This is a genomic window from Hydrogenophaga sp., from assembly GCF_014773545.1.
Classification (GTDB): Bacteria; Pseudomonadota; Gammaproteobacteria; order Burkholderiales; family Burkholderiaceae_C; genus Hydrogenophaga.
The window spans coordinates 1-14672 of record NZ_SDDV01000012.1 but is presented as its reverse complement, the minus strand read 5'-3'; the positions used below and the strand labels follow the sequence as shown (position 1 = coordinate 14672).

At 64.7% G+C, this 14672-nt stretch carries 18 protein-coding genes and 1 pseudogene; 3 read left to right on the top strand and 16 right to left on the bottom strand.

Going from position 1 to position 14672, the window contains the following annotated elements; all coding sequences use genetic code 11:
* Nucleotides 1–28: 28 nt before the first annotated feature.
* The 3 genes from gpmA (at nt 29) to EST26_RS08915 (ending at nt 3264) form a co-directional block, all read left to right on the top strand.
* A complete protein-coding gene (gene gpmA / locus EST26_RS08925) occupies nt 29–772 on the top strand; it encodes a 2,3-diphosphoglycerate-dependent phosphoglycerate mutase (protein WP_291067155.1) in 744 nt (247 codons plus the stop codon).
* A 198-nt stretch (nt 773–970) separates the two neighbouring features.
* Nucleotides 971–2443, top strand: a complete 1473-nt coding sequence (locus tag EST26_RS08920) for a S41 family peptidase (protein ID WP_291067242.1) — start codon at nt 971–973, stop codon at nt 2441–2443.
* Between the two features lie 65 nt (nt 2444–2508).
* The gene (locus EST26_RS08915) at nt 2509–3264 is read left to right on the top strand and encodes a HesA/MoeB/ThiF family protein (protein WP_291067241.1); all 756 of its coding nucleotides are present in this window, start codon (nt 2509–2511) and stop codon (nt 3262–3264) included.
* Here the strand turns inward: EST26_RS08915 and EST26_RS10490 are convergent.
* The 16 genes and pseudogenes from EST26_RS10490 to EST26_RS08840 form a co-directional block, all read right to left on the bottom strand.
* A complete protein-coding gene (locus tag EST26_RS10490; protein ID WP_366474646.1) occupies nt 3261–3437 on the bottom strand; it encodes a zf-TFIIB domain-containing protein in 177 nt (58 codons plus the stop codon). The two genes, EST26_RS08915 and EST26_RS10490, sit on opposite strands and share 4 nt — an antisense overlap.
* A gap of 90 nt (nt 3438–3527) precedes the next feature.
* Entirely contained in the window at nt 3528–4532 is a 1005-nt protein-coding gene (locus EST26_RS08910) for a hypothetical protein (protein ID WP_291067153.1), read from the bottom strand.
* 5 nt (nt 4533–4537) lie between these two features.
* Complete coding sequence (locus EST26_RS08905) at nt 4538–5182, bottom strand: hypothetical protein (protein ID WP_291067151.1); 645 nt, start codon at nt 5180–5182, stop codon at nt 4538–4540.
* Nucleotides 5161–5724, bottom strand: coding sequence for a hypothetical protein (locus tag EST26_RS08900; RefSeq protein WP_291067149.1), 564 nt, complete (start codon nt 5722–5724; stop codon nt 5161–5163). Before EST26_RS08900 ends, EST26_RS08905 begins: the two co-directional genes overlap by 22 nt.
* A 46-nt stretch (nt 5725–5770) precedes the next feature.
* Nucleotides 5771–6295, bottom strand: a complete 525-nt coding sequence (locus tag EST26_RS08895) for a thermonuclease family protein (RefSeq protein ID WP_291067147.1) — start codon at nt 6293–6295, stop codon at nt 5771–5773.
* Between the two features lie 12 nt (nt 6296–6307).
* Nucleotides 6308–6733, bottom strand: coding sequence for a BLUF domain-containing protein (locus EST26_RS08890; protein ID WP_291067145.1), 426 nt, complete (start codon nt 6731–6733; stop codon nt 6308–6310).
* Between the two features lie 141 nt (nt 6734–6874).
* Nucleotides 6875–7597, bottom strand: coding sequence for a GTP cyclohydrolase I (folE, locus tag EST26_RS08885; RefSeq protein WP_291067240.1), 723 nt, complete (start codon nt 7595–7597; stop codon nt 6875–6877).
* Between the two features lie 90 nt (nt 7598–7687).
* A complete protein-coding gene (clsB, locus tag EST26_RS08880) occupies nt 7688–8986 on the bottom strand; it encodes a cardiolipin synthase ClsB (protein WP_291067143.1) in 1299 nt (432 codons plus the stop codon).
* Nucleotides 8983–9711 carry an endonuclease/exonuclease/phosphatase family protein gene (locus tag EST26_RS08875; RefSeq protein ID WP_291067141.1) on the bottom strand — a complete coding sequence of 243 codons (729 nt, stop codon included), beginning with the start codon at nt 9709–9711 and terminating at the stop codon, nt 8983–8985. The genes clsB and EST26_RS08875 overlap by 4 nt, the downstream gene beginning before the upstream one ends.
* Nucleotides 9712–9896: 185 nt before the next feature.
* Nucleotides 9897–10199, bottom strand: a complete 303-nt coding sequence (locus tag EST26_RS08870) for a YqjK family protein (RefSeq protein ID WP_291067140.1) — start codon at nt 10197–10199, stop codon at nt 9897–9899.
* The gene (locus EST26_RS08865; protein WP_291067138.1) at nt 10196–10570 is read right to left on the bottom strand and encodes a phage holin family protein; all 375 of its coding nucleotides are present in this window, start codon (nt 10568–10570) and stop codon (nt 10196–10198) included. Before EST26_RS08865 ends, EST26_RS08870 begins: the two co-directional genes overlap by 4 nt.
* 20 nt (nt 10571–10590) lie before the next feature.
* Nucleotides 10591–10914, bottom strand: a complete 324-nt coding sequence (locus EST26_RS08860; RefSeq protein WP_291067137.1) for a DUF883 family protein — start codon at nt 10912–10914, stop codon at nt 10591–10593.
* Between the two features lie 111 nt (nt 10915–11025).
* A complete protein-coding gene (gene aspS / locus EST26_RS08855) occupies nt 11026–12828 on the bottom strand; it encodes an aspartate--tRNA ligase (RefSeq protein WP_291067136.1) in 1803 nt (600 codons plus the stop codon).
* Nucleotides 12829–12875: 47 nt separating this feature from the next.
* Nucleotides 12876–13217: an FmdB family zinc ribbon protein gene (locus EST26_RS08850; protein ID WP_291067134.1), complete on the bottom strand. Its 342-nt coding sequence runs from the start codon at nt 13215–13217 to the stop codon at nt 12876–12878.
* A 153-nt stretch (nt 13218–13370) separates the two neighbouring features.
* Nucleotides 13371–13931, bottom strand: a complete 561-nt coding sequence (locus EST26_RS08845; protein ID WP_291067132.1) for a YaeQ family protein — start codon at nt 13929–13931, stop codon at nt 13371–13373.
* Between the two features lie 68 nt (nt 13932–13999).
* Nucleotides 14000–14556, bottom strand: a pseudogene (locus tag EST26_RS08840) (IS3 family transposase); the annotation flags it as partial.
* Nucleotides 14557–14672: the final 116 nt, after the last annotated feature.

Below are 14672 nucleotides of genomic sequence, written 5' to 3'. Positions count from 1 at the left end.
GTCTTTCCTGAACCGACAGAAAGCAATCATGTACAAACTGGTCCTGATTCGGCACGGCGAATCAACTTGGAATCTGGAGAACCGTTTCACCGGCTGGACCGACGTAGACCTCACGCCAGCCGGCGTTGAGCAGGCGAAAAACGCCGGGCGCCTGCTTCAGGCCGAGGGCTACGACTTTGATCTGGCCTGCACCAGCGTGCTCAAGCGCGCCACACGCACGCTCTGGCACGTACTCGACGAGATGGATCGTACCTGGCTGGCGGTGCAGCACAGTTGGCGCCTCAATGAACGCCATTACGGTGCCTTGCAGGGTTTGAGCAAGGCCGATCTGGCGCGCCAGTATGGGGATCAGCAGATTCTGATCTGGCGCCGCAGCTATGACACCCCGCCGCCCGCGCTCGAACCCGGCGACCCGCGCTGCGAACGCAGCGATCGCCGCTACCAGCAGCTCGATCCGGCGCAGGTGCCGCTGACCGAATGCCTCAAAGACACGGTCGCGCGCGTGCTGCCATTCTGGAGCGACAGCCTGGCACCGGCGATCGGTGCCGGCCAGCGGGTGCTGGTGGCCGCACACGGCAACAGCATCCGTGCCCTGGTCAAATACCTGGACGGCATGTCCGACGCCGACATCGTTGGCCTGAACATCCCGAACGGCATCCCGCTGGTCTACGAGCTCGATCAAGACCTGCGCGCGATCCGGCGCTACTACCTGGGTGACGCCGAGGCAGCCGAGCGCGCCGCTGCCGCCGTGGCGGCGCAGGGCAAGGCTTGATCGCTGCGCAAGCCGCGTCTGCTGACCCGGCCCCCGATGCAGCTTCCAACATTCAAAGGGCCGGATCAGTGGCTCAGTGTTCGCCGATGCGGCGCCCGCGAGGAACCGAAACCCGCCGCACTCCTCCAAGGTGTATATTGAGCCGGCGGGGGTCGGTTCGGCGCGGTCATTCACGGGGAAATTTCAATGGGTAAACAGGTGGCTTACAAGCTGAAGATCGCGGGCTGGCTGGCCGTTGGCGCACTTGCCGGGGCCATGGCCACAGTGCAGTTGCAGGCGGTGGCGCGCGCCAGCTTGGCGCCGTTGCCGCTGGAGGAGTTGCAGCAGCTCGCGGCGGTGTTCGGCATCATCAAAACCGACTATGTAGAGCCGGTCGACGAGAGAAAGCTGATCTCCGCGGCCATCTCCGGCATGGTCAGCAGCCTGGACCCGCACTCGCAGTACTTCGACAAAAAGTCGTTCAAGGAATTTCGCGAGGGCACGGCCGGGCGCTTCGTCGGCGTCGGGATCGAAATCACGATGGAAGACGGCCTGGTCAAAGTGGTCTCGCCGATCGAAGGTTCGCCTGCTTTTCGCGCCGGCCTCAAGACCGGCGACCTGATCACCCGTATCGACTCCACCCCGGTCAGAGGTCTGAGCATCAACGAGGCGGTGCGTCTGATGCGCGGTGAGCCGCGCACCCAAGTGTTGCTGACCATTTTTCGCCGGGACGAAAACCGCAGCTTCCCGGTGACGATCACGCGGGAGGAAATCAGAACCCAGAGCGTGCGCGCACGGGTGGTCGAGCCCGGCTTCGCCTGGGTGCGGGTGTCGCAGTTCCAGGAGCGCACGGTCGAAGACTTCGTGCTCCGCATGGAGGAGATTTACCGTGCCGAGCCCCAGCTCAAGGGCTTGGTGCTGGACATGCGCAACAACCCCGGCGGCCTGCTGGACGCTGCGGTGGCCTTGTCGGCCGCTTTCCTGCCCGAGAACGTGACCGTGGTGTCCACCAACGGCCAACTGGAAGAAAGCCGCTTTATCTACAAAACCATTCCGCAGCATTTTTTGCGCCGTGGCGGTACCGACCCGATTCAGCGTCTGACTGAAACCACGCGGGGCAAGCTGAGGTCGCTGCCGCTGGTGGTGCTGGTCAATGAAGGTTCGGCCTCGGCGAGCGAAATCGTCGCCGGTGCCCTGCAAGACCACCGCCGTGCCACCGTCATGGGCAGCCAGACTTTCGGCAAGGGTTCGGTGCAGACCGTGCGCCCGCTCGGGCCCGACACCGGCTTGAAGCTCACCACGGCGCGCTACTACACGCCGCTGGGCACGTCGATCCAGGCCACCGGCATCGTTCCCAGCGTGATGGTCGACGAAACCGCCGAAGGCAATCTGTTTGCCCTGTTGCGCACCCGCGAGGCCGATCTGGACAAACACCTGGGCAATGGCGCTGCAGTCGGGGCGCCGATGACCGACGAGCGCCGCGCCGAAGAAAAGCAGCGTGAACTCGCGCGTGAGCAAGCGCGCCTGCGGCTGGAGGAAGAGGCGCGCAAAAACCCTGGCCAGCGGCTGGTGCCCGAATTTGGCAGCGAGCGCGACTTCCAGTTGCAGCAAGCCCTCAACCACCTCAAGGGCCAGCCGGTGCAGGTCAGCACCACGCTGACGGTGCGCAGCCCCGAGAAGAAGGAAAACTGAGCGTGCACCGCCCGCAGGCCAAGGCCAGCATGACGCACGGCGCGGCGTTTGGCCCCGGGCCGGACCTGAGCGACCAGCAACTGCTGCGCTACTCGCGCCACATCCTGCTCGAAGAGATCGGCGTCGAAGGCCAGCAGCGCTTGCTGGGTGCGCACGCGCTCATCATCGGTGCGGGTGGGCTGGGTTCGCCGGCGGCGCTCTACCTGGGCGGCGCCGGCGTGGGCCGCATCACGGTGGTCGATGACGACCTGGTCGATGCCACCAACCTGCAGCGCCAGATTGCGCACAACCTCGCGCGGCTGGGTCGGCCCAAGGCCGAATCGGTGCACACGGCGATTGCCGCCCTCAACCCCGACCCGCAGGTGCGCGCCCTGGTGCAGCGTGCCGACGCGCCCTTGCTCGACGCCCTGGTGGCGCAGGCCGACGTGGTGCTCGACTGCACCGACAACTTTGCCACCCGGCACCTGATCAACCGCGCCTGTGTGCAGCAGCGCAAGCCGCTGGTCTCGGGTGCGGCGATCCGCATGGATGGTCAACTCGGCGTGTTTGATGCGCGCACGAGCGGCCAGGCCTGCTACGCCTGTGTGTTTCCAGAGCACAGCGAGGTGCAAGAGACGCGCTGCGCCACTCTGGGCGTGTTTGCGCCGCTGGTGGGCATCATGGGTTCTATGCAGGCGGCCGAGGCGCTCAAGCTGCTGTGTGGCCTGGGCTCGCGCCTGAGCGGGCGGCTGCTGCTGTTCGACGGGCGCGAGCTGTCGTGCACGGAAATCGCGCTGCCGCAAAATCCGCGTTGTAGCGTGTGCGGGTCGGCATCTGCCTAAGAGAGCTGGCGGCTCCGCCATGCGGCCGATTTGCAGGGGGTCGAGCCAGTGCAGTGGTGGCAGAGTTCGATTTCGATGCCTTCATGTGCCGCGCTGGGCATGGCGCGGTGGCAGACTGGGCAGCCCAGCCTGGCGCGCGGCCAGGTGGCTGCAGCGCGGCGCAATTCCGGCACAACCAGGGCGAGGGGGAAGCAACATACCCAGGCAGGTGGGGCGCTGCACCTTCACAGCCAGTATCGCGCCGTTGAGCGGGCCGGCCGGAGTCATGTGTTGTTCCTGTTTTCAGGCAGGCTGAAGTGTTTCGGACAGAGCCGTTTGGCGGCGAGCAGCAGCAGGAATGGCGTCAGCATGGAAAAGCTGAGATATTGCATGAGCAGGATCAGGCCCTCGCCACTGCTGATCGCGTCTGGCCCACCCAGATGCGCCTCGTGGCGGGAAATCGCTCGGGGCAGCATGACTATTGAAGCGAATAGCGCCGCGCCCTGTATCAGATTCCCGACCATGGGAGCGCGCTCAGAAAGCCGGGGCCGCAGCCGGCGCAGGATGGGGAAGGCGGCGAGCAGCGCCCCGGCGCCGCCCGCCAGCGCCAGCGCGGGCAGGTGCGGCGGGAGGACAGGCAGCGTAAGCGCGAAGACGGCACTCGCTAGCGCGAAGCCGGTCAGGGCGTGTTTTTCCAGGCTCTCGAAATGCCCCGTCTGCATCAGATCTTCCGCCCTTGTTTTCGCGTCGATGCTTATCTGCGCCGCCGGGGCGCGTTCACGCAGGGTGCGCATAAAACCCGCGAAATCGTCGATATACGCCGACACATAGACGGGGGGCTTGCCTGTCGTGCCGGTCAGTTTGATGGCTTCCATGAAGGCGCTGTAGCGCGCCTGCCGGATGTCGTCCCAGGCCAGGTAGCGCGGCAGCAGGGCCGCGCAGTAGCCCTGCACGCCTGCCGCGCTGACGCGGATGCGGGTGCGCCACAGCAGCCAGCCGGTCAGTGTGCCGCCGCCCGCGAACGCGCCAATAAACAGAACGGCTATCCAATCACCCGGCGCGGCGTCTTGCGCGGACAACAACAGGACAACCGCGGCCATGCCCACGCTGCCGAACATCAGACTCAGCCCGCTCCAGCGCCACCAGCCCAGACCGATCTCGCGCGCATCTGCCAGGCGGCCATTCGCCGGTTCGCGCAGGCGCCGGCGCAGCCAGAAAAAACCCCACAGCAGCCATACAAAAACCGCACTTGCGAACATCGCCAGCGCGGCGGCGGTTTGAGTTTGCATTTCCATCATGCCGACCTTTCCCCTTTTTCCAGAAAACTGATCGAACCCAACTGCGCCGCATCGGCTTGCGCGCGCAGCAGGCCAATGTAGCGGCGCAAGGCGTGCTGCTGCATGGCCTTGTATCCGGCATCGCGGGCGCGGATGTCGGCGTCGTCGAAATAGTGCGGCAACGCGGCGTATTGTGAGCGCTCGCCATATCCGCCGGCCTGCATTCGCTGCTTGATCGCGTCCAGCTTGAGCTTGCCCGCCAGATGCCGTTCGAGGTCGTCGGCCAGCAGTTGCGCCGGGGTGGCATGCGCCGGCACGGCTTCGAGCATCTTGATGGCGTTGGGGTCTATCAGCACCCGCCTGCCGTCCTCGGTTTGGAACGCGACCATGCCCATGAGCTGCGGCGGCGCATCCTCGATGTGCGCGTTCTTGCGCCGAAACCCCAGCAGGCGCAGCCGGGGCATCAGGGTGTGATCTCGCAAATGCACGTTGACCACTTCATCGCGGTCAAAAAACCCTGGGACGAAGAGCGGATCATTCTTGTCGGTCGCCAGCCGACGCTTGAGCGCGCGGTAGACATCGGATAGCACCATCATGAGCAGGACGGCGGCGGCAATGCCGAAGATGGCGACGAGAATGACTACCCAGTTGGGCGCGTCCATGTGTTGGTTCCTTGTGTGCGAGTGAAACCGGGGCGGATGACGACCAGCGTCTGCGGCGCAAAGCCTTGTTCCAGAAACGCTTGCGGCGTTAAAGTCACGGCTGCTGGTGAGCATTCTTGCGCCTCGCGGCCCAGCCATTGCGCGAGCACGTACACCGGGCCGGCGCATTCGGCCAGTTGCGCCAGCGCCGCGCGCAGGCGCAGATGATCTGAATGGTCCGGCGGCGGTTTTTTTTCCGAGTCATGAATACGCGCCTGCACGGCGCGCTCGGTTTTGGCGGCCGACCAACCAAGGCGCCGGTAGCGGTCGCGCAGCTTGTCCTGATCGGCGGTGATTTCCATCCGGCGCACGGGCAACGCGGGCATGAGGGCGCAGGAACAGCCGCCTTTCAATACATCCAGCACCGCCAGACCCGGCGGAAAAGCCTGCACATCTTCCGGGCGCTGGGTGCGCAGCACGTTCAAACCCGTTCTTCCCCGCTGCCAGGCTTGGGCCAGCGGGACGGCGTCTGGCATGACGGCAATCGTGATGATCCAGCACATGGTGTTCCCCCATTCAACCGAGATTGTCCACTGGCAGCCGGTCGCTTCAAGGTCGTGGGCAGGGCCCGTGGCGGCGGCGAAAATCACGCGGTATTTCTGCGTTGCGCTGCTGAAACAGGCCGCGGCGCTGCACCCGCGCCTGTGCTTCTTCGGCCGCATACGGCCCCAGGCTGCGCCCACTGTGGTCCGACCAGGCCTGGCCGGCGCGCACCATCGATGCCGCGAGATCCTCGTTGTTCTGGTGCAACTGCACCACAGCGCGGCCATAGCGGTCGCGGTACTTCGTGCGCACCTGAACCACCTGCCGGTGCGCGCGCAGGCTCAGGGCGGCGCGCGCGACCGGCCCGCCAGCCTGGCAGATTTCCGGTGCGTCGATGCCGTGTAGGCGCAATTTGACCGCGCGCCCGCCGCTCAGCGGTCTGGCCCACAAGGTGTCGCCGTCGACCACCCAGGTCACGCGCGCGGCGTACACCGGTGGCGTCTTGGCGCTGGCGCTGACGGGAGCAAGCAGCAGTGCCGCCAGCAAGCAGGCCAGCAAGCAGACCAGGAAAAGTGGCTTGGGCCCGCGCACCGGAGCAGGCTCTTAGGCCCGGCCAATGATGCTGGCGGTGGCCATCAGTTCTTCCAGTAGAGCCAGCGAGACTTGGCCGGACACCGCGTAGGGGTCGAACTCGGGGCGTTCGGAATACTTCAGCACGATGGAAGTGTTGACCTTGGCGAGGTTGACCTGACCCATGGTCCAGCCGCCAAAGCGCCGTTCGCTGATTTCTTCGTAGTACAGCAGCAGCACGTCGGCGTGCCGACGATCGACCACGATGTGGTTGTAGAGCTGGTTGACCGCGCCGCGCCCGCCCTCGATGGCTTGCAAGAAAGTGCCGCCGCCGTAGCACAGCACACCGGTGATGCCGTGCTGCAGATTGTGCGCGCGCGAGACTTCCAGGATCGATTCAATGGCTGCGCAGCAGTTCGGATCGACCGCACGGCTGACATAGAGCAGGCGTACCAGCATGACGTTCTCCGGTGGGCTTTAACGTGAAAGTCGGTCCTCGACTCACTTCGATCCCCTGTCCCGCGTGCGGGAGAGGGGTTGGGGGTGAGGGAGAACGGGCAGGACTTTCATTTTTTGGGGCGCCTTTTAAAGTCATGCCCGTTAACGCGGAATGAGCGATAAAAACTCGCGCCGCAGGTTCGGATCCTTCAGAAACACGCCACGCATGACTGAGTTGATCATTTTGCTGTCCATGTCTTTGACGCCCCGCCAGGCCATGCAGTAGTGGCTTGCCTCCATCACGATGGCCAGGCCGTCGGGTTGAGTCTTTTCTTGAATCAGGTCGGCCAGTTGCACCACCGCTTCCTCCTGAATCTGCGGTCGGCCCATGATCCACTCGGCCAGCCGGGCGTATTTGGACAGGCCGATCACGTTGGTGTGCTCGTTGGGCATGACGCCGATCCAGATTTTGCCTATCACCGGGCAGAAGTGGTGGCTGCAGGCGCTGCGCACGGTGATCGGGCCGACGATCATGAGCTCGTTCAGGTGCTCGGCGTTGGGGAATTCGGTCACGCTGGGGGCCTTGACGTAGCGCCCGTTGAAGACTTCGCTCAGGTACATTTTGGCCACCCGGCGCGCGGTGTTGCTGGTGTTGTGGTCGCTGTCGGTGTCGATCACCATGCTGTCGAGCACGCCTTGCATCTTTTCGCTGACCTCGTCGAGCAGTTGCTCGAGTTCACCTGGTTCGATGAAGGAGGAAATGTTGTCGTTCGAGTGAAAACGCTGGCGCGCCGCGCGCAGCCGCTCGCGAATTTTGACCGATACGGGCAGACCCAGGTCTTCGTGACTGTCGGTGGTGCGGGTCATGGACAGGTCGTTTTTCATGAGCATGGGGGATGCTAACACCCAGCCCGGCGCGGCCTAACAACCGGTGCTGTGACAGGGTTTTTGCCAGGCTGCTGCGGGCTCAGCCTCTCAGTAGCGGTGCCCGGTGACAAACAGCGAAGCACGCATCAGGCCAAAGGCGATGCGGTCTAGCATGCGCTGGTGCCAGGGACGCAAGCTGAGGGCGCTGGCGTCGAGCCGCTGCCCGGCGTGCAGCACCAGGCCATCGAGACGGTGGTGCAGCAGGGCGCAAAAACGTCGGTCGCTGGTCATGACGTCGGCCTCGCGCGCCAGCAGCAGCGACACTGGGTCGAGGTTGGTCGATCCCACCGTGGCCCAGCGCTGGTCAATCACCGCCACCTTGGCGTGCAGGGCGCTGGGCGCGTATTCATAAATCTCCACCCCGGCATCGACCAGCCATTGAAACACCGGGCGGGCAGCGCGGTATTGCAGAAAATGCTCGTATTTGCCGTGCAGCAACAAGCGCACGCGCACGCCGCGGCGCGCGGCCAGCATAAGGGCGCGACGCATTTTTCGGCCGGGAATGAAATAACCGTTGGCGATCACGATGTCGCGCCGAGCGGTGGCGATCGAGCGCAGATAGGCGCGCTCGATGTCGTGCCGGTTGCTCAGGTTGTCGCGCAGCAGCAAGACAGCGTGCGCATCGTCGACTCCCTGGGGCAGTTGCTGCGCTGTGTGCGCAGGGCCCAGGCCAACGCGGGCCTCGAATTTTTGCAGTATGCGGGAGAAGTCACCCACCGGGTGGGTCTTGCGCAGCGCCTTCCAGGTCGCCTTGAGTTCGCCCTGGCTGGCTTTGCGCACCACCTGCAAACGGCGCCAAAGCGTCTCCATGGCCGCCACCATGTTGCGCACCAATGGGCCGCTGACGCGCAGCGAGAAGTCCAGCCGGGGTTCGCTCAGGCGACCGAGCGCCACATCGTCTAGGTCGTCGATGATGTTGATGCCGCCACAAAAACCAATCGTGCCGTCGACCACGCACAGTTTGCGGTGCAGCCGGCGCCAGCGGCTCGGGATCAACAGACTCAGTGTGCCCAGCGGCGCGAAAGTGCGCCAGTGCACACCGGCGCGGGAAAAGCGTTGCTGCCATTCGAGCGGCACCTTGGGCGTGCCGATGCCGTCGACCACCAGTCGCACCTGCACGCCGCGCTGTGCGGCGCGCTCCAACGCCTGCGCCACGCTCAGGGCCGAGCCAGCAAATTGGAAAATGTAAGTCTCCAGGTGCACCAGTGAGCGCGCGGCGTCCATGGCCTCGACCAGCGCCGGAAACAGCTCGTCGCCGCCTTGCAGCAGCAGCAACTGGTGACCCCCGTTGCGCGTGCCGCTGGTCGAACGGGCGCCGCTTTGCTTGCCAAGGGCAAAGGCTCTCACCATTCCAGTTCCGCAATCAGCGGCAGATGATCGGACATGCGCGACCAGACCTGCCCATGCGGCACATGGGCTGAGACCAAGCGCAAGCCGCGCACATAGATGCGATCGAGATGCAGCAGCGGCAGCCGCGAGGGGAAAGTCGCCAGGCGAATGCCCTCGAAGGTGCGCAGATCGAGCGCGGCCATGGGGCGCAGCAGCTTGGCGCCCCAGTCGTTGAAGTCACCGGCCACGATCAAGGCGGCGCTGGCCGGCACGTGGTGTTCAAGGTATTTTCCCAAGCGCTGCACCTGGCGCTCGCGGCTGGCGTGGATCAGGCTCAGGTGTACCACCACCACGTGCAAGACCGCTTGTTCCACCAGCAACTGCACATGCAGCAGGCCGCGCTGCTCGAAACGGTAGTCTGATACATCAGAGTGTTGGCTGCCCAGCACCGGCCAGCGCGACAGCAGCGCGTTGCCGTGTTCACCGTGGCGCGTTACGGCGTTGGTGCGGTAGATCGATTCGTAGCCTTCTGGGGAGAGGTAACCCGCCTGATCCAGGCTGGGCCAGCGGGTGAAGTGCCGCTCGAGCTTGCGGTGATGTCGGCGCACTTCTTGCAGGCAGACCAGGTCGGCGTCGAACTGCTCGACCGCGTGCGCCAGGTTGTGAATTTCCAGCCGCCGCGACGGCCCCAGGCCCCGCACGCCTTTGTGGATGTTGTAGGTGGCGACTCGCAAAATGCTCATGCGCCGATCATGCCATCAAGGCCTGTGCACTGAAAATCCTGCCCGTTCTCCCTCACCCCCAACCCATCTCCCGCGCACGGGAGAGGGGAGCGAAGTGAGTCGCGGCCCAACTTTCACGTTAATGAGCAGCGGCCCGCTCAGGTGTGTGGGTGCGCGCGCTTGCCAGCGTCGCGCAGGCATGGGGCTTAAAACCAAGCGCGCGCCGACCCGCCTGCGTGGCGCAGCCTTTGCCACAGCCGCCAGAGCGACCAAGCGCGCAGACTCAGGCTGAAGGCCTGGCGCGGTCGCCACAGCAACAGCGCGGCCAGGCCCGTTGCCGCCACGCCGGGGTGGCGGCGCAGCCAGTGCCAGCCGTCTTGCAGCCGGTCGGCAGCGTGGAACGCCGGTTGCATCTGCTGCGCTTGTTGCTGCAATTGCAGGCGCAACTGCGTGCTGCGTTGCACCAGGCGCTGGCGGCGCAGCGCCAGATCGGTGCTGGCGCCGCTCATGAACGCAGGCTCTCGCGGTCTTGCCGCAATTCCTCGATGCTGGCGCCAAACAGGCGTGCAACACCGCGCAGGTAGTGGTGCGCCGCAAAGACGCAGGCTGCAGCGAGCGCCAGAAACAGCGTGGCAAACACAGCCAGCGCCAGCAGGCGGTGGCTGTCCCACAGAGCTACGGTGAGCAAAACGGCCAGAAAACCCAGGCCGAGCGAGAGAAACACCAGCGCCAGCGCGGCGCAGACCAGCAGGCCGCCGACACGCTGCAGCGCTTCTTGCGCCTCGATGCTGAGCAGTTCCAGTCGCAGTTGCAGCAGCTCGAGCAGACTGGCTGTCAAGCCGCGCAACGAAGCCGCGAGGCGCACAGGCGAAGCAGCCATGCGCTGGTCGTCGCCCGTCTTCAGCGGCGACCGCCCAGCAGCAGGCCGAGCACCAGGCCCAGGCTGGCGGCGGTGCCAATGGCCAGCCAGGGGTGTTCGTGCACGTAGTCGTCGGTTGCGCGGCACGCCTGCTGGGCCTTGTCCTTGATGGCTGCTTCGGCGTCGACCAGCTTGTAGCGGGCCTGGCGCAGGTTCTCCGCGATGCGCGCGCGCAACTCGACCACTTTGTCGCCGGTCTGGTGCGCAGTCACTTGCAGCAGCTCCTCGGCGTCAGTGATCACCCGCTGCAAATCGGCCACCAGTTTTTGACGAGAGGCCAGCGTTTCACTTGCAAAATCGTTCATGGTCGGTGTCTTTCAAAAGGGTTTCATGCTGAAAAAACGAAGCGCCGCCGGGACGAATACCCGAATGCAGTGCCGTCTAGCATAGCATGGTGGCCGCGGCGGCAGTCGGGTTTAGGCGGTTTTATTCGTGTCGGCATTGCGCAGCCGGATGTGCAGCTCGCGCAACTGCTTTTCTTCCACCAGCGACGGCGCTTGCGTCAGCAGGCACTGGGCGCGCTGGGTCTTGGGGAAGGCAATCACGTCGCGGATGGAATCGGCGCCGGTCATCAGGGTGACGATGCGGTCCAGGCCGAAGGCCAGGCCGCCGTGCGGCGGCGCGCCGTACTGCAAGGCGTCGAGCAGGAAGCCAAATTTTTGCTGCGCCTGCGCGGGCGTGATGTGGAGTGCGTCGAACACCTTTTGCTGCACGTCGGCGCGGTGGATGCGCACCGAGCCGCCGCCAATTTCCCAGCCGTTGAGCACCATGTCGTAGCCCTTGGAGATGCATTTCTCGGGTGCGCTGAGCATCCAGTCCTCGTGCCCGTCCTTGGGCGCGGTGAAGGGGTGGTGCACGGCGGCCCAGCGGTCGGCTTCTTCGTCGTGCTCGAACATCGGGAAGTCCACCACCCACAGGGGCGCCCAGCGGTCTTGGAGCAGGCCTTTTTTCTGGCCGAATTCGCTGTGACCGATTTTGACCCGCAGCGCGCCCATGGCGTCGTTGACGATCTTGACCTTGTCGGCGCCAAAAAAGAGGATGTCACCGTCTTGCGCGCCGCTGCGCGCCAGGATGTCGGTTACGGCGCTGTCGTGCAGGTTTTTCACGATCGGGCTTTGCAAGCCGTCGCGGCCCTTGGTCACGTCGTTGACCTTGATCCAGGCCAGACCCTTGGCGCCGTAGATTTTTACGAAGTCGGTGTAGGCGTCGATTTCGCTGCGGCTGATTTCGGCGCCGCCGGGCACGCGCAGCGCCACCACGCGGCCATTTTTCATCTGTGCCGGGGCGCTGAAGACTTTGAAGTCGACGTCGCGCATGAGCTCGGTGAGCTCGGTGAATTCGAGTGGGACGCGCAAGTCGGGTTTGTCCGAGCCAAAGCGCTGCATCGCCTGGGCGTAGCTCATGACCGGGAATTGGCCCAAGTCTATGCCCAGGGTATTTTGGAACACCGTTTTGATCAAGTCCTGGAACAAGTCACGAATGTCTTGCTCGTCCAGGAACGAGGTCTCGATGTCGATCTGGGTGAATTCGGGTTGCCGGTCGGCGCGCAGGTCTTCGTCGCGAAAGCACTTGGTGATCTGGTAATAGCGGTCAAAGCCGGCCACCATCAGCAACTGCTTGAACAACTGGGGTGACTGCGGCAGCGCGAAAAAGTGGCCGTCTTGTACCCGGCTGGGCACCAGATAGTCGCGCGCGCCTTCGGGCGTGCTCTTGGTCAGCATCGGGGTTTCGATGTCGATGAAGCCATTCGCATCCAGAAACTTGCGCACCTCCATCGTCACGCGGTAGCGCAGCAGCAGGTTGTTTTGCATGTAGGGGCGGCGCAGGTCGAGCACACGGTGCGTCAGCCGCGTGGTCTCGCTCAGGTGCACGTCGTCGAGTTGGAACGGCGGCGTCACCGAGGGGTTGAGCACCTTGAGCTCGTGGCACAGCAACTCGATCTTGCCGCTCTTGAGTTGTTCGTTGCTCGTGCCTTCGGGGCGGGCGCGCACCAGTCCGGTGATTTGCACGCAGAATTCGTTGCGCACGTCTTCGGCGGTCTTGAACATCTCGGCGCGGTCCGGGTCGCACACCACCTGCACGCTGCCTTCGCGGTCGCGCAGGTCAATGAAGATGACGCCGCCGTGGTCGCGGCGGCGATTGACCCAGCCACACAGGACGACGGTTTGACCCAGCAGGGCTTCGGTCACCAGACCGCAATAGTGGGAGCGCATGGCCATGTCGGTTCTACTTTCAACGGGGTGACAAGCGGGTTGCCGGAATATCTTTAGGCCGACGGCGCCGGGCCGCTCGCAGCCGGCGCCGGGCTGCTTTTTGCGGTGCTGCTGGCAGCGGCATCAGCGGCGGCCGGTGCGCAAGCGGCCTGAGCAGCGGCCGGTGTGGCAGCGGCGTCTGCGGCGCCCGGACTGGAGGCGGCGGGTTTGTTGCCGTCACGAAAATCGGTCACGTACCAGCCTGAGCCCTTGAGCTGAAAGCCGGCGGCGGTGAGTTGTTTTTTGAAGCTGGGCTGGCCGCAGGCTGGGCACACGCTCAAAGCGGCGTCAGAGAGTTTTTGCAGCACGTCCTTGGCATGACCACAGGACTCGCACGCGTAGGCATAAATGGGCATGATTTGAGGTGGGTGAGAAAAAGAGCACTGGCTGCACGGCGCGCAGCGCACAAAAGCAACACGCGGCGCGCGTGCGCGCTGCAAAGCTTGCCATTGTAAATTGACCGGGCCGCGTGGCTGAATGTGCGTTGTCCAAGGGCAGCGCAGACCAGCTCATTGCCAGCGCACGGGCTCGACGCTGATGCTGCCCAGGGCGCTTGAGAGCGTCAGCGTGCCCTCTTGCAGCGTGGCCTGCAACTGCATGCTGCGCTCGGCCAGGCCGGCCAGGGCGCCAGCCGCAGCGCTGGGCAGGTACCAGACTTGCAGCCGGTTCAGCCGGCCCAGCTTGCCCCCCACGCCGCGCCACCACACCTGAGCTGCGCTGCCGTAAGCGTAGACTGCCACCGCGTCGGCCTGGGCGCAGGCCTTGATCAGCGGCTTTTCGTCCGGCTGCCCGACCTCGATCCACAGCCGTTTGCGGCCGCTGAAGTCGGTCAACGAGATGTCTGGGTCGTTCGGATTCGACAAGCCGGCGCCAAAAGTCAGCGTAGCGTCACCATGGCAGCGGTCTTGCAGGTCGTGCGCGTGCAGCGCCAGCGCCAGCAGGCGCACCATCATGCGCTCGTCGGTTTCGCTCGGATGGCGGGCCAGGGTGAGCGCGTGGTCGGCGTAATAGCCGTGGTCTATGTCTGCAATTTGCAGCTGCGCTTTGAAAATGGTTGACTTGAGGGCCATGGACATTGATCTGGCGGTAGAGCGCGCACCGACCTTGCCCCCGTTTCGTGTGGTTCTTAGTCCACGGTTTACGCGGCCTTTTTTCGCTGTGCTTCGTACCAGCGTTGCTCGAACGGCATCGGGCTGAGAAAGCCCAGCGAGGCATGCAGCCTGCGCTGATTGTAGCAAGCCATCCAGTCCGGCACCGCCTGCTTGGCCTGCTCTTTGGTGGCGAATTTGTGGCCATGCACGCCGGCGGTTTTCAGTCGATCCCAGCAGCTCTCGGTCGGCGCGTCGTCCCAGCAGTTGCCCTTGCTGCTCATCGATGAACGCATCTTCCCGTCTTTCGATGCCCCTTGGAACTCAGCGCTGCAATGCGGGCCGCCCCGGTCGCCGCGGAATATCGGCCTGGCTCTGGGCGACGGCGCCAGCACGCCATGGCCAGCGCGTCCTTGGCCAGGCTGGTCTGCATGTGCGGCCGCAGGCCCGAGCCCACCAGCTGGCGACTGAACGGGTCGATGACCGCAGCCAGGTGCAGCCAGCCCGCGTCGGTGGCGATGTAGCTGCTGTCGCCACACCACGGCTGGTTGGGAACCTTGGGGTTGCAGCGCCGCTGCACCAGGTCCGGCGCCACCGGCAGGCTGTGTGTCTTGCGCGCAGTACGCCGCGGCTTTTTTTTGCGCTGTCACGCTCCATCTTCAGGCGCGCGACTTCCGCTTCGCAACTCGATGCGGTGCTCAAAGCCATCATGGTCGAGCGCAA

Excerpts from the sequence above, each read along its gene's own strand:
- gpmA (WP_291067155.1), top strand. The coding sequence starts at position 29 with ATGTACAAACTGGTCCTGATTCGGCACGGCGAATCAACTTGGAATCTG.
- EST26_RS08910 (WP_291067153.1), bottom strand. The coding sequence starts at position 4,532 with ATGCAAACTCAAACCGCCGCCGCGCTGGCGATGTTCGCAAGTGCGGTT.
- EST26_RS08905 (WP_291067151.1), bottom strand. The coding sequence starts at position 5,182 with ATGGACGCGCCCAACTGGGTAGTCATTCTCGTCGCCATCTTCGGCATT.
- EST26_RS08900 (WP_291067149.1), bottom strand. The coding sequence starts at position 5,724 with ATGTGCTGGATCATCACGATTGCCGTCATGCCAGACGCCGTCCCGCTG.
- EST26_RS08890 (WP_291067145.1), bottom strand. The coding sequence starts at position 6,733 with ATGCTGGTACGCCTGCTCTATGTCAGCCGTGCGGTCGATCCGAACTGC.
- folE (WP_291067240.1), bottom strand. The coding sequence starts at position 7,597 with ATGAAAAACGACCTGTCCATGACCCGCACCACCGACAGTCACGAAGAC.
- EST26_RS08875 (WP_291067141.1), bottom strand. The coding sequence starts at position 9,711 with ATGAGCATTTTGCGAGTCGCCACCTACAACATCCACAAAGGCGTGCGG.
- EST26_RS08870 (WP_291067140.1), bottom strand. The coding sequence starts at position 10,199 with ATGAGCGGCGCCAGCACCGATCTGGCGCTGCGCCGCCAGCGCCTGGTG.
- EST26_RS08865 (WP_291067138.1), bottom strand. The coding sequence starts at position 10,570 with ATGGCTGCTTCGCCTGTGCGCCTCGCGGCTTCGTTGCGCGGCTTGACA.
- EST26_RS08860 (WP_291067137.1), bottom strand. The coding sequence starts at position 10,914 with ATGAACGATTTTGCAAGTGAAACGCTGGCCTCTCGTCAAAAACTGGTG.
- aspS (WP_291067136.1), bottom strand. The coding sequence starts at position 12,828 with ATGGCCATGCGCTCCCACTATTGCGGTCTGGTGACCGAAGCCCTGCTG.
- EST26_RS08850 (WP_291067134.1), bottom strand. The coding sequence starts at position 13,217 with ATGCCCATTTATGCCTACGCGTGCGAGTCCTGTGGTCATGCCAAGGAC.
- EST26_RS08845 (WP_291067132.1), bottom strand. The coding sequence starts at position 13,931 with ATGGCCCTCAAGTCAACCATTTTCAAAGCGCAGCTGCAAATTGCAGAC.